Origin of the sequence: Klebsiella terrigena, from assembly GCF_006539725.1 — a bacterium.
GTDB lineage: Bacteria > Pseudomonadota > Gammaproteobacteria > Enterobacterales > Enterobacteriaceae > Klebsiella > Klebsiella terrigena.
The window spans coordinates 21,189-34,242 of record NZ_BJNO01000034.1 but is presented as its reverse complement, the minus strand read 5'-3'; the positions used below and the strand labels follow the sequence as shown (position 1 = coordinate 34,242).

General features: G+C 57.8%; 11 protein-coding genes and 2 tRNA genes. All 13 read right to left on the bottom strand.

What is annotated here, in order from left to right; translation table 11 throughout:
* Nucleotides 1–22: 22 nt before the first annotated feature.
* The 13 genes from RTE01_RS24640 to wecA all read right to left on the bottom strand — a co-directional run bounded on the left by RTE01_RS24640 (nucleotide 23) and on the right by wecA (nucleotide 12,986).
* Nucleotides 23–98, bottom strand: a tRNA-His gene (locus RTE01_RS24640).
* Nucleotides 99–163: 65 nt separating this feature from the next.
* Nucleotides 164–240 (bottom strand) — tRNA-Arg (locus RTE01_RS24635).
* 102 nt (nucleotides 241–342) lie between these two features.
* Nucleotides 343–1,728, bottom strand: coding sequence for a bifunctional threonine/serine APC transporter ThrP (gene thrP, locus RTE01_RS24630; protein ID WP_076947991.1), 1,386 nt, complete (start codon nucleotides 1,726–1,728; stop codon nucleotides 343–345).
* 337 nt (nucleotides 1,729–2,065) lie between these two features.
* Nucleotides 2,066–2,806, bottom strand: a complete 741-nt coding sequence (wecG, locus tag RTE01_RS24625; protein ID WP_041143483.1) for a lipopolysaccharide N-acetylmannosaminouronosyltransferase — start codon at nucleotides 2,804–2,806, stop codon at nucleotides 2,066–2,068.
* 11 nt (nucleotides 2,807–2,817) lie between these two features.
* A complete protein-coding gene (gene wzyE, locus RTE01_RS24620; RefSeq protein WP_115193820.1) occupies nucleotides 2,818–4,164 on the bottom strand; it encodes an ECA oligosaccharide polymerase in 1,347 nt (448 codons plus the stop codon).
* The gene (locus RTE01_RS24615) at nucleotides 4,161–5,240 is read right to left on the bottom strand and encodes a TDP-N-acetylfucosamine:lipid II N-acetylfucosaminyltransferase (RefSeq protein ID WP_123550837.1); all 1,080 of its coding nucleotides are present in this window, start codon (nucleotides 5,238–5,240) and stop codon (nucleotides 4,161–4,163) included. Before RTE01_RS24615 ends, wzyE begins: the two co-directional genes overlap by 4 nt.
* Nucleotides 5,237–6,487 (bottom strand): lipid III flippase WzxE, encoded by a 1,251-nt coding sequence (gene wzxE, locus RTE01_RS24610; protein WP_041143480.1) that lies wholly within the window; start codon nucleotides 6,485–6,487, stop codon nucleotides 5,237–5,239. The genes RTE01_RS24615 and wzxE overlap by 4 nt, the downstream gene beginning before the upstream one ends.
* Nucleotide 6,488: 1 nt before the next feature.
* The gene (gene rffA / locus RTE01_RS24605) at nucleotides 6,489–7,619 is read right to left on the bottom strand and encodes a dTDP-4-amino-4,6-dideoxygalactose transaminase (protein ID WP_041147497.1); all 1,131 of its coding nucleotides are present in this window, start codon (nucleotides 7,617–7,619) and stop codon (nucleotides 6,489–6,491) included.
* Between the two features lie 4 nt (nucleotides 7,620–7,623).
* A complete protein-coding gene (gene rffC, locus RTE01_RS24600) occupies nucleotides 7,624–8,298 on the bottom strand; it encodes a dTDP-4-amino-4,6-dideoxy-D-galactose acyltransferase (protein ID WP_123550835.1) in 675 nt (224 codons plus the stop codon).
* Nucleotides 8,299–8,376: 78 nt separating this feature from the next.
* The gene (gene wecC / locus RTE01_RS24595) at nucleotides 8,377–9,639 is read right to left on the bottom strand and encodes a UDP-N-acetyl-D-mannosamine dehydrogenase (protein ID WP_134528340.1); all 1,263 of its coding nucleotides are present in this window, start codon (nucleotides 9,637–9,639) and stop codon (nucleotides 8,377–8,379) included.
* The gene (gene wecB, locus RTE01_RS24590; RefSeq protein WP_134528337.1) at nucleotides 9,636–10,766 is read right to left on the bottom strand and encodes a non-hydrolyzing UDP-N-acetylglucosamine 2-epimerase; all 1,131 of its coding nucleotides are present in this window, start codon (nucleotides 10,764–10,766) and stop codon (nucleotides 9,636–9,638) included. Before wecB ends, wecC begins: the two co-directional genes overlap by 4 nt.
* A 56-nt stretch (nucleotides 10,767–10,822) precedes the next feature.
* Nucleotides 10,823–11,869: an ECA polysaccharide chain length modulation protein gene (wzzE, locus tag RTE01_RS24585; protein ID WP_041143477.1), complete on the bottom strand. Its 1,047-nt coding sequence runs from the start codon at nucleotides 11,867–11,869 to the stop codon at nucleotides 10,823–10,825.
* 13 nt (nucleotides 11,870–11,882) lie between these two features.
* A complete protein-coding gene (wecA, locus tag RTE01_RS24580; RefSeq protein WP_041143476.1) occupies nucleotides 11,883–12,986 on the bottom strand; it encodes a UDP-N-acetylglucosamine--undecaprenyl-phosphate N-acetylglucosaminephosphotransferase in 1,104 nt (367 codons plus the stop codon).
* Between the last annotated feature and the right edge of the window lie 68 nt (nucleotides 12,987–13,054).

Genomic DNA, 13,054 nt, shown 5'->3' with positions numbered 1-13,054 from the left:
AATTCACAACTCTATCAAATAATGGGGTGGCTAATGGGATTCGAACCCACGACAACTGGAATCACAATCCAGGGCTCTACCAACTGAGCTATAGCCACCACTACAAATCTTTTCACGCGGCACTGTCTTAAACAGTCCACCGCAGCTCAAGCACCGGGTTAAATGGTGCGCCCGACAGGATTCGAACCTGAGACCTCTGCCTCCGGAGGGCAGCGCTCTATCCAGCTGAGCTACGGGCGCTTAGCGCCGTTGCGGGGTCGGATATTACGGACTTCCCCCCCCGCTGTCTAGTGCCTTTTTAAATAAAATTTCCGTTTGCTCACACTTTATGCGCTTTGCTGCTTATTCAGCCGCTTTATCGACATTTCCATGCCGCCCGAGGCCAAAAACCTTATAAATAAGGGTAACCAGGGCCAGAAAAAGAATTCCGACAAACAGCGACATCCGGGTATCTTCGTTAAAACCCATGCCGATCAGCACGCAAACCAGAAACGCCATCGTAATATAGTTCGCCCATGGGAAAAGCAGCGAGCGGAACGGGTGGCTGGCCATCGCCTCCTGATGCGCGCGGCGAAAACGCAGCTGGCTAATCAGGATCACAAACCATGGCACCATACCCGGCAGCACGCTCGCGCTGTAGACGTAGACGAACACCCGCTGCGGGTTGGGAATAATATAGTTCAGGCAGGAGCCCACCAGCAGGATCAGGATCGACAGCGCGACGCCGACCGCCGGCACGCCGTTGCGGGAGACCTTGCCGACTGCCGCCGGCAGCTGGCGGTTTTTTGCCAGCGCGTAGAGCATGCGGCCACAGCTGTACATTCCGCTATTGCAGCCGGAAAGCGCGGCCGTCAGAACCACAAAGTTGATAATGCCCGCCGCGGCGGTGATGCCAATCTTCGCGAAGGTCAGCACGAACGGGCTGCCGCCGGAGCCAATCTGATTCCACGGGAAGATAGTCACAATGACGAAAATCGCGCCTACGTAAAAAATAAGGATACGCCACAGAACTTTGCCGACCGCGCTGCGCAGGGTCACCTGCGGATTCTTCGCTTCTCCGGCGGTAATACCGATAAGCTCAACGCCCTGGTAGGAGGCAACGACAATACAGAGCGCGGTCAGGAAGCCCTTCCAGCCGCCGGCAAAGAAGCCGCCGTGTTCGGTCAGGTTGCCAAAGCCGATGGAGTGCCCGCCGTTACCAAAGCCAAAGAAAATAACCCCCAGCCCGACCACAATCATCACGATGATGGTCGTGACCTTAATCATCGCAAACCAGAACTCGATCTCACCGTACAGGCGCACCGCCGCCAGGTTCGCCAACGCCACCAGCCCAACGGCAATCAGGGCCGGTATCCACTGCACCATATCGGGGAACCAGAACTGGACGTAAACCCCGATGGCCGTAATCTCCGATATCCCTACCGCCATCCACATAAACCAGTAGGACCAGGCGGTCAGATAGCCGAAGAACGGGCTCATATAGCGGTGTGCGTAAACGGCGAACGAGCCGGTTACCGGTTCGAGGAACAGCATCTCCCCCATCGAACGCATGATAAAGAAGACAAATAAGCCCGCAATAATATACGCCAGCAGGACCGACGGGCCGGCCCACTTCAGCGTACTCGCCGATCCCATAAACAAACCGACGCCAATCGTACCGCCAAGGGCGATTAGCTCAATGTGCCTGGCCTCCAGCCCGCGCTGAAGTTCCGCTTTTTTCTCAGTCATATACCCTCTTGTGTTTGCCCTGCTCCGGGTTTTACTCGTTCCCCGCCGAACGGCCTCGCTATTGGCAGCACGCACCCGTCCCTCCGTCATCATGATGGATGTCGGAAAGTCAGCTGATAAGCCGCCCTGATGCCCTTCTGAAGGTCCCGCGCATATACCGGTTATTTTTATAAATGTGTGAAAGGAAATAGCCCTGCCTGCACGCCGGCAAAGAGTGCCGGCGCGCATTAAGCATGCGAATGGTTAATGAATTTTGCCGAAATGGCAAATAAAGTATCAGCCAGGTGAATGCATTACACAGAATATGTGTGAAAACTCGCCAGTTTGCAGTGGAATATTAGAGCTGGCCGGTATAATACCAACGTAAATATCGCAGCAGCCTGATCTGTCTTTTAATCCGGCTGGGCTGTGATATCAAACGATAGAACCACTCCAGCCCCATGTTCTGCCAGAACCTGGGCGCCCGGTGAACGTGGCCGGTAAATACGTCGTAGGTGCCACCCACGCCCATATAGAGCGCCTGCGGATAGACCAGCCGACAGTCGCGCATCAGGATCTCCTGGCGCGGTGAACCCATCGCCACGGTGACAATCCTGGCCCCGCTGTCGCGGACGCGCTCAAACAGCGCCTGACGGTGGTCGGCGGAGAAATAGCCGTCCTGGCTGCCGACGATGTTAACGTTCCAGCGCTGGCGCAGCTGCGTACAGGTCTGGGCCAGCACCTCCGGCTTGCCGCCGATCAGAAAGACCGGCGTGCCCTGGGCTCCGGCGCGCGCCATCAGGGCCTCCCACAGGTCGGCCCCCGCCACGCGCGATACCTGGGCCTGAGGATATTTTTTACGTAATGAACGCACCACGCTAATACCGTCGGCATATTTAAATTCGGCCGCTTCAATCAGCGCCCGAACCTCAGGATCGTCCTCGACTGCCAGCATCTTTTCGGCGTTGATAGCCACCAGCGTACCCTGACGAATTGCGCCGTCAGCATAGAGAAAATCCAGTGCGTGCTGCATGTCGCGCCACCCGATGAGCTGTAAACCTCTCAGCAGATACAACGGCGCGGAAGTACTCTCAGACATGTTAATCCTTATCAGACCTGAGGTTGCGAAAGCGGTTTGGTCCGCTTATGAATCAGTCCTACGCTATCCAGGAACCAGTACAGCAACTTCGCCGCCAGCAGGCAGATACCAAAGATCACGAGGAAAAACACCACGCGAGAGCCGAAAGAGTCCAGCCCTTCGCGTGCCAGCACGATCATATTGAAGATAGCGCCAAAACAGAAACTATGCAGAATGGCCGCCTTGTAGCGGTTGCTCTCCCGGTTGCCAAGCTCATACAGCCAGTCAAACCACTTAATAATCAGCCCGACCGCGACCGCCCCCAGCGGAACAAACCACACCCCGCCCATCACCACCAGCGAACCAATCAGCGTTGGGGAGATGGCCAGCCCGGAGTGATTATTCAGCACTTCCCAGGTGAAGTAGTTGGCAGTATTGAGGACCATCGACGGTCGGCCGTGCCACATCCAGCTGGGGATAAAGACGTAGAAATCCCTGATCATCGGCGCCAGCCCCTGGAACGCTATCTTATCGTAGTTCTGCAGCAGCAGCGCCAGGTTCTCCCACGGCGAGAAGGTATCGCGGGTCAGGTACAGGAAGGTATAAAACGCCTCATCGCCGCTGACGTTCATCCCGTAGCGCTTCAGGGCCAGCCAGAACATACCGACAATACCCAGCACGCCGGCCGCAGCCAGCATCCACAGGCTTATCCAGCCGCGAATAATGCCGATAAACAGGAAGATGGCGAAGGCGATAATGATGTTCGCCCGCGTGCCGCCGACGATAGCGTAGGTCAGCAGGCCAAAGGCGGTGGTGCTGATAAGAAAGAAAATCCACGCCTTATAGTCCTGGCGCAGGAAGTAGACCACCAGCATCGCCGGAATAAAGAAATAGAAAAAGCGCTTCAGCGCCACGCCGGACACTTCGCTGGAGAAGATCTGGCTATAGGAGTTGAGCCTGAACAGCAGGAATCCGTTGTGGGCAAAGAAAATGCCGACGCACAGCAGCGCAACGGCCAGCAGAATCATCCATGCCAGATGGGTCTCCACGCGGTTCATGGTGAACAGCGGGCGGCGCTGGCTATCGTGAGCGTGCGAACGCAGCCGCGTTTTGTAGGTGACGTAATACACCGCGTAAAAGCACACCGACACCAGCAGGGTTTCCAGCAGCACTTCCGGCGGCGCAACGCTGACGTCAAAGCGGAAGACCAGAATGCTGGTCAGCGGGAAGCCGAAGAAGAAAGTCAGCAGAAACAGCAGCGAAAAGAAGACGTTGAAGTTAAAGCGCACCCGGCGAAACTCAAAATACGTGGCGGTGGCAATAAACAGCGACGACAGCAGCCAGACCACCAGCAGCCCGCTAAATTGCATTAATGTCATGCGCTCACCCCCGAGGCAATCTGCAATGCCCGCTGCCAGCCCGTCAGGTAGTTTGGCCGGAAGAAAGCAATCTGGTTCTTATCAACGTTCGCCAGCTGACGTTGGGCCTCGCGTACCACGGCAACATCCAGGGTATCGCCGGTAAACAGTACCGGAATATTCTGCTCCGTCATATCCTGCCAGAACGGATTCTCCCGATTCAGTACGCAGGGAATACCCGCCTGAATCAGCAGGCACAGCGTACCGATCCCCTGCTGGCGGGCAAAGAGGAAATAGCCCAGATCGCAGCGGCGCAGCAGCGCCAGGTAATCGTTGAATTCCAGCCTGTCGCTGAGCACCTGTAAATTCCCGGCGCTAAACAACGCCGCGCCCGCCGCGCGCACTTCGTTAATATATTCCGCATTGTTGGCCGGATAGCCCATCGGGACGATCACGTTTACCGTATCGCCAAACTGCTGATGAATAGCGCGCAGCGCCGCAATATGTTCATTGCTGCGATCGCCGGAGTTGCCCACCAGAATGGTCAGCGCGTCGGTGCGCGGGGCGCTATCCGCCAGCGTATTCAGCGCCGGATCCATCCGGGTCGGGAAATAGAGCAGCTCTCCCGCCACCTTTGGGTGGCGGCGGGCAAACCAGCTCAGGTCGCCGCGGGTGGCGAAAACGCGCCCCACGCGCCCCTGCGCCATACGGCGCAGCGGATAGAAAAGCCGGAACTTCAGGCTGGACGAATTCTCATACAGATCGGCGCCCCAGATATGCCAGTTGAACTGGGAAGGGCGAATTCCGCCGCCGAGCAGCGCCAGCCACAGGCCGGTATTGAACTGACCGTGGAAGAAAAAGCGCTGGCGCCGATCCGCTTTCGCCGCGGAGATGACCGCCTGCGCCAGCGATTTCTTTCCGGGATAGCAGGTGATGGATAGCGCCGGATACGCCTCGCGGACGCCCGCTGCGTCACCGACCACCATAAACGTGCGCGCCCGCGCGTCACCCGCGGCCAGCTCGTCATTAAAGAACCGCAGAACGGTCTGGTTGTGGTGCGGAATATCCGATCCCAGTACGTGTATCAGTGCTGTCATGCCCGTTTACGCCAAAGTAAAAACACGCCGCTACAAAGGGCGAAATAAACAATATACGTAGCCATATACGCCTGCGCTGCGCCAACTGCGCCGTGCGCCGGGATAAGCCAGTGTGAGAAGGCGGTCAACAGCGTGAACTGGCTGATTTCCGTCAGAATATAAAAACGCAGTGACGCTTTGGCGATCACCAGGTAGCCATAGACATAGGCCCCGACCTTAAGGACGTCACCCACCAGCTGCCAGGCAAACAGGTCACGCATCGCCGTGAAGCGTTCGGAAAACAGCAGCCAGATGGCAAAGTCGCGCAGTAGCCAGACGGTCAGGCTTGCCGCCGCCACCGCCGGCAGGACAAATTTTAGCGATTTGCCGATCTCGCGGGTAATATCCGCTTTGGCGGTTAGCCGGGAGAGCGTAGGAAGCAAATAGACGCTGAACGACGCGGTGATGAACTGCAGATAGGCGTCGGAAATACTGCTCACCCCCTGCCAGATCCCCACCGCCTCCCAGCCGTAATGCTCCGCCAGCAGGTTACGCATCATCACGTAAGCGACCGGCAGCGTTACCGAGGTAATCAGCGCCATCAGGGTAAACTTGGACAGCTGCCCGGCGAAGCCGTTATCCCAGCGCGGGCGCAGCGCGCTAAGCGGGATACTCCCCCGCCGCCACAACACGATAGCCGCCGGAACCACCACCAGCGCGGGAACCAGCGCCAGCCCTAGCAGCGCGCCCTGATAGCCGCCGAAATGGTAACAGGCATAGTATGCCACCACGCCAATCAGGCTACCGGCAATCAGCGATACCGCGTTCCCCGCCGCATCGCGGAAGCCTTTTATCAGCGCCAGCAGGAAGTTAGCCCAGGCAATGCCCATCTGCACCAGCGCTACCAGCCGCACCAGCCCCTGGTACTGCGTATGACCAAACAGCCCCTGGCTAATCGGCGCCGCGGCGAGTAAAAAGATAATCGCCAACAACGTCGAGAAGCCCAGCACCATCGAAGAGGAGGTGCCGACTACCTTATCCAACTGCTGGCGATCGTCATAATGCTGCGCAACCAGCTTGGTTACGCCGTTGAAAATACCGGCCCCGGCGAGGACGCCAAGCACGGTGACCAGCTGGCGAAAGTTACCGGCCTGGCCTACGCCTGCCGGCCCGAAGGAGACGGCCAGCAGCTTAACCACCAGCAGTCCGACGCCGATTTTGACCAGGGTAGACGCCGCGGTCCACAGCGAAGCTTTTGCCAACGACATATCAGGAGAAATAGCTCAGCAGCGAGTTAATCACCGTCCGCTGGTTAACCGCCGACAGATTGTAGAACAGGGGCAGGCGCAGCAGGCGCTCGCTCTCCTGAGTGGTAAAGCGGTCTTCCCCGCGGAACTCGCCGAAGTTCTCCCCTGCCGGGCAGCTGTGCAGCGGGATATAGTGGAAGACGGCGAGAATTTCGGCCTCTTTCAGCCACGCGATCAGCCTGCTGCGGTCGTCGATATCCCGCAGCTTGATATAGAACATATGCGCGTTGTGCCCGCAGTCGGCAGGGACAATCGGCAGCTCGATGCGCCCGGCGCGCGCCAGCGGCAGCAGCGCGTCGTAATAGCTCTGCCACAGCGTCAGGCGCTGCTGGTTAATTTTCTCCGCCGCTTCCAGCTGCGCCCACAGATAGGCGGCCTGCAGGTCTGACATCAGATAGCTGGAGCCGATATCGCGCCAGGTGTACTTATCCACCAGACCGCGGAAGAACTGGCTGCGGTTGGTGCCTTTCTCGCGAATGATTTCCGCGCGCTCGACCAGCTGGCGATCGTTGATCAGCGTCGCCCCGCCTTCGCCGCCGGCGGTATAGTTTTTGGTTTCATGGAAGCTAAAGCAGCCGATGTGCCCGATAGTGCCCAGCGCGCGCCCTTTGTAGGTCGACATGACGCCCTGCGCGGCATCCTCCACCACGAACAGGTTATGCCTGCTGGCAATGGCCATGATAGTGTCCATCTCGCAGGCAACGCCGGCATAGTGAACCGGCACAATCGCCCGGGTCTTCTCAGTGATGGCGGCTTCGATCAGCGTTTCGTCGATATTCATGGTATCGCGGCGGATATCGACAAAGACAATTTTGGCTCCGCGCAGCACAAAGGCGTTGGCGGTAGAGACGAAGGTATAGCTCGGCATAATGACTTCGTCGCCCGGCTGGATATCCAGCAGCAGCGCCGCCATCTCCAGCGAAGCGGTACAGGACGGGGTCAGCAGCGCTTTTACCGTGCCAAAGCGCTGCTCCATCCACTGCTGGCAGCGGCGGGTAAATCCGCCGTCGCCGCACAGCTTGCCGCTGCCCATCGCAGACTGCATATAATCAAGCTCGGTTCCCACCACCGGCGGCGCGTTAAATGGAATCATCATGTCACCTGTATAACCAGTACGCGGTGTTTTCCACATTCGCACCGCTGAGAATATAACGTTTAAGCGCGGCGGTATTACCCATCTGGGTCGCCACCCGCAGTGTAGAGAGCCCGCGCGATCCGGCCCAGCTTCGCGCCGCCTGCATCAGCTCAGCGCCGGCGCCGCGACCGGCCAGCAGGCCGATCCGGGCGTCCGTAGCGTTGAGCTGGCGCAGGGAGACAAAAGCGCGGATATCGCCGTCGGAGGTGCGAAAAATCAGGCACTGGTTATCAAAGGTCCCCAGCACCGCATTTTCAATCCATTGGGCGTAGAAACGGCCGCTGGCATCAGCGGCATACCACGGCGCGCGAAAGCGGCTGAGGGCAAACGCCTGCGCCGCCAGCTCCCGCAGGCGCGGGATGTCAGCGGCGGTAGCCATTTCGCACCCGAGGTCCTCGGCCGTCCCGGCCGGCAGCGCCAGATCGACTTCCCCCTCAACTAGCTGGAAGCCCAGCTGCTGTAAGGCATCCAGCCGTTCGGTATCGTCCGCCGCAATCTTCGCCTGCAGCCGCGACCAGCCGGTCAGCGCCTGGTTCGTCAGCGGCGGGGCGTCGTGGCGAAAGCGCACGATCGCGCTGTTAACGCCAAAGAAGCGATTTTCCCACTCCAGGGGTTCAATACTGGCGCGGACGGACACGGACGAGATCCAGTAAGTATTGGCCATAGCCGGAGCCAGGGATCGGGCCCTGGCTCATACCGGTGACCAGAATCGTTCTCACCGCCATACCCCTTTGGTATCGACGATAAATGCCTGGGTTACGCTGTCGCCGCCTACCGCTTTAAACTCATGGTGATCGACCAGCATCACCAGCACATCGGCGTTTGCCAGAGCATCGCTCAGCGATGCCAGGGCGCACAGACCGTCGAGCTTCTTCGGCAGTTGGTGAATATTGGGTTCAACGACCAGCGTTTCGCCGCTGTGCCAGGCCGCAATTTGCATGGCGATAGCCATCGCCGGGCTTTCGCGCAGATCGTCGATATTCGGCTTGAAGGCCAGGCCAAAGCAGGCGATTTTCAGCTCGCTGGCGCGTCGGTTGCTGGCGGCAAGACACTCGGCCACCCGCGCCTTCACCTGCTCGATAACCCATTCAGGCTTATGGTCGTTGACCTCACGCGCGGTGCGGATCAGCCGCGCCTGCTGCGGATTTTGCGCCACGATAAACCACGGATCGACCGCGATACAGTGGCCGCCAACGCCCGGCCCCGGCTGCAGAATATTGACGCGCGGATGGCGGTTCGCCAGGCGAATCAGCTCCCAGACGTTAATGTCCTGCTCGGCGCAGATCAGCGACAGTTCGTTAGCAAAGGCGATATTGACGTCGCGGAAGCTGTTTTCGGTCAGCTTGCACATCTCTGCGGTGCGGGAGTTGGTCACCACGCACTCGCCTTCGAGGAAAATTTTATACAGCTCGCTGGCGCGGGCAGAACAGACCGGGGACATACCGCCAATCACGCGGTCGTTTTTAATCAGCTCAACCATCACCTGGCCCGGCAGCACGCGCTCCGGGCAGTAGGCGATATTGACGTCCGCCGCTGCGCCTGCCTGCTGCGGGAAGCTCAGATCGGGGCGCAGCTCGGCCAGCCAGCCCGCCATCAGCTCCGTCGCCCCGACGGGGGAAGTGGACTCAAGGATAACCAGAGCCCCCTTCTTCAGCACCGGCGCTATTGATTTTGCCGCCGACTCGACGAAGACCATATCCGGCTCGTGCAGATCCTTAAACGGCGTCGGGACGGCAATCAGATAGGCGTCCGCTTCCACCGGGACGGTAGTGGCGCTTAAATAGCCCTGCTCGACCGCGGTCTTAACCACGCTGGCCAAATCCGGTTCCACAATATGAATCTCGCCGCGGTTAATGGTCTCCACCGCGTGCTGATTAACATCAACGCCCACCACCCGCTTTTGCCGGGAGGCGAACGCGGCAGCGGTTGGCAAACCGATATACCCAAGGCCAATCACTGAAATGGTAGAAAAACTCATAGCGTTACCTGATTATTTTTAAGTACGGTCACAATGCGGCTACATGCCTGCCCATCGCCGTAAGGGTTGTGCGCCCGGCTCATCGCCTGGTATGCGGCATCGTTGTTCAGCAGATTCGTGACTTCCGCGACGATGCGCTGGCTATCGGTACCGACCAGCGTAACGGTGCCTGCGGCTACCGCTTCCGGCCGTTCCGTCATCTCGCGCATCACCAGAACCGGTTTGCCCAGCGAAGGGGCTTCTTCCTGAATACCGCCGGAGTCGGTGAGGATCAGCCATGCGCGATCCATCAGCCAGACAAATGGCAGGTAATCCTGCGGTTCGATCAAAATCACGTTATCAATATGACCAAGAATGCGGTTTACCGGCTCGCTGACGTTTGGGTTCAGGTGCACCGGATAGACAATTTGTACATCGGGATGGCTGGCTGCAATTTCCGCCAGCGCGTGGCAGATCTGCTCAAACCCGCGGCCGAAGCTTTCGCGACGGTGGCCGGTGACCAGGATCATCTTCTTTCCGTTAGCCAGGAACGGATAGCGCTGCGTCAGCTCGATGCGCAGCGCCTCATCGCCCAGCACGCGATCGCGAACCCAGAACAGCGCATCGATAACCGTATTGCCGGTGACCGTGATATGGCTATCGGCAACGTTCTCCCGCAGCAGGTTCTGCCGCGAGGTCTCCGTCGGCGCAAAATGCCAGGTTGCCAGCCGCCCGGTTAACGTCCGGTTACCCTCTTCCGGCCACGGCGAACTGAGATCGCCGGTGCGCAGTCCCGCCTCAACGTGCCCCACCGGGATTCGCTGATAGAAAGCGGCCAGGCTCGCCGCCATCGTGGTGGTGGTATCGCCATGCACCAGCACAACGTCAGGCTTAAACGACTCCAGAACCGGCTTCAGCCCTTCAAGGATGCGGCAGGTAATCTCCGTCAGGCCCTGACCCGGCTGCATGATATTCAGGTCGTAATCCGGAACAATAGAAAACAGCTTCAGCACCTGATCGAGCATCTCCCGATGCTGCGCGGTTACGCACACTTTTGCCTCAAAATGAGGGTCCCTGGCCAGCGCATGAACCAGCGGTGCCATTTTGATGGCTTCGGGTCTTGTGCCAAATACAGTTAGTACTTTCACATCGATTCTCTTCGATTAGGTGATGAAGTCCGCATGACCTTCATCACAGGCCGCATTCACTGGATACGACGTCGCGATAGCGCCACGCCTGCGCCGATGAGCGCGCCCACAATCCCCCACATCACCATCAGAAATACGCGGCGCGGGCTATCGCGTTTTACAGGTTCTTCCGGCGTACGCAAATACCGGTAAGTCTGAAAACGCGGATCTAATGTCGGCCCGACGTTCAGGGTATTCAGCATCGCGCGGCTTTGGTCATAGTCAAGATCGTATTCCGGACCGACCGCCTGCAGATTTTCTAACCGCGCCTGCAGCATCGGCCTGCCGAGTAAAAACAGCTCGGAATCCGGCAGCTGATCGGCAGGAATGTCGGTCTCACTGCGGGAAATATTATGCTGCTGGGCGATTTTCAGCGCCTGCTCCACGCTGTGGGTACGGCGGTTGAAAATCTCACGCGCGACCTCTTCCTGACGCTTAACCTGCGCTTTCATCTGCACGGTACGTGCCGCCCAGGCGCCCTTGAGCTCGTCATTCAGGTGGCCCGCCGCGCGCTGGCTGGCAAATGCCACGTACTGGCGCAGCAGATTATTGGCATCCGGCGCGGTCTCGGCCGTCAGCTTGACGCTATCGTTAGTATTCTTTACCGCATCGCCCGGCATAAACTGGATATTGTTAATCAGATCGTCCAGCAGCGCGGCATCGGCGCGAGAATTACCCGACTGGCGCTGTTTGTAATAGTCGGTTTGCAGCCAGAAATCACGCCGGGTATCCCAGGACCCCTGCTGCATGATGAACTCTTTATAGGCGTCGTCCATTGCCGAAGGCTGATCGACCGAAGCCAGATTGGCTTTGATATCGAGATTGCGTAAAAACTGCTGTTGCGAGTAGTAGCTGCCCAGCATATTTACGGTTGGCCGGTCGGTAATTGCCGTCGCGCTCCACTCCTGGCGAGCAAAAAAGGCATAAACCAGTACGATCAGCGCAAACAGCACGGCCATCCCTGCTATCCAAATTTTCCCTGCCCATAAGGCGCGAAACAGCCCGCGAATATCCAGCTCATTCTCAACGTTCACTGCTTGTGCTCCCGGTAATGGTTGAGTCATCACGTCCCCAGTTCTACTTGGTTAATTTTGGATTATTGCTGCTGTGTCGCCGTATTCTGCGTCTGATGCGCTTAACCAGGCGCGCCACTTTCCAGGCGCGTTTAATGCAGTAGCCATAAAGGAAGAAGGCTAACAAAAAGAGTATTAACATCACCCATTCAGGAACGATACGGGTATATTCCGCCACCACCCCTACCAGCGCCAGTAAAGCGGCGGCCAGCGTGATCAGGACGAATGCCTGCCGGGAAGTAAACCCAGCGCGCATGATCAAATGATGAATGTGCTGGCGGTCCGGAGAGAACGGACTCATGCCCTTGCGCAGGCGACGATACATAATCGCCACCATATCCATCAACGGAATCGCAATAATCCACAGCGCGGTAACCGGGCTAATGGGATGCGTTTTACCCTGCGTGGTTTCCAGCAGGATCCAAATAATGGTGAAGCCAATCATGGTGCTGCCGGCATCGCCCATAAAGACCTTATAGCGACGGCCAAGCGCACCGAGGTTAAGTAAAATATAGGGCAGAATGGCGGCAATCATCGCAAAACACCACATTGCCAGGCTGTACTGGCCATCAAACCACAGGATGATGCCCGTTGCCGCGAAGGAGACCGATGACAGACCGCCGAGCAGGCCGTCGATGCCATCAACCATATTAAAGGCGTTAATTGCCGCCCAAACGGCAAAAAGAGTGAGGAAGAAACCGAAGGGGCCGAGCACCAGCTCCCATGAGCCAAAAATAAAACCGAGGCTGCTAAGATGCAGGTTTCCTGCCATCATCATGACGACGGCAATGGCGGCCTGCATAACCGCACGAATTTTTACGCTGATATCAAATCGGTCATCCAGCGCGCCGACCAGTACCAGAATACCGGCGCACGCCAGGTACAGCGAAGCATGGGGAATGTAATAATCTGCGATCGCAAATGTAAAACAAATACCCGCGTAAACTGAGATGCCACCCACTAACGGAACCAGACCCTGATGCCGTTTTCGATAGTTAGGCTTATCGACTAACCCAACCTTTTTTGCCGCCTTGCGAGCCACAAATATAAAAAGGGTAGTGAATAAGAAAATACTGATTAATTCAGTAATAGCAGTGAGTAAATTCACAACGCATGTGCTCTCAGCATGGTTAATCCGGGAAGTATAACGACGATGTCTCAACTCCTGAAGGGGTA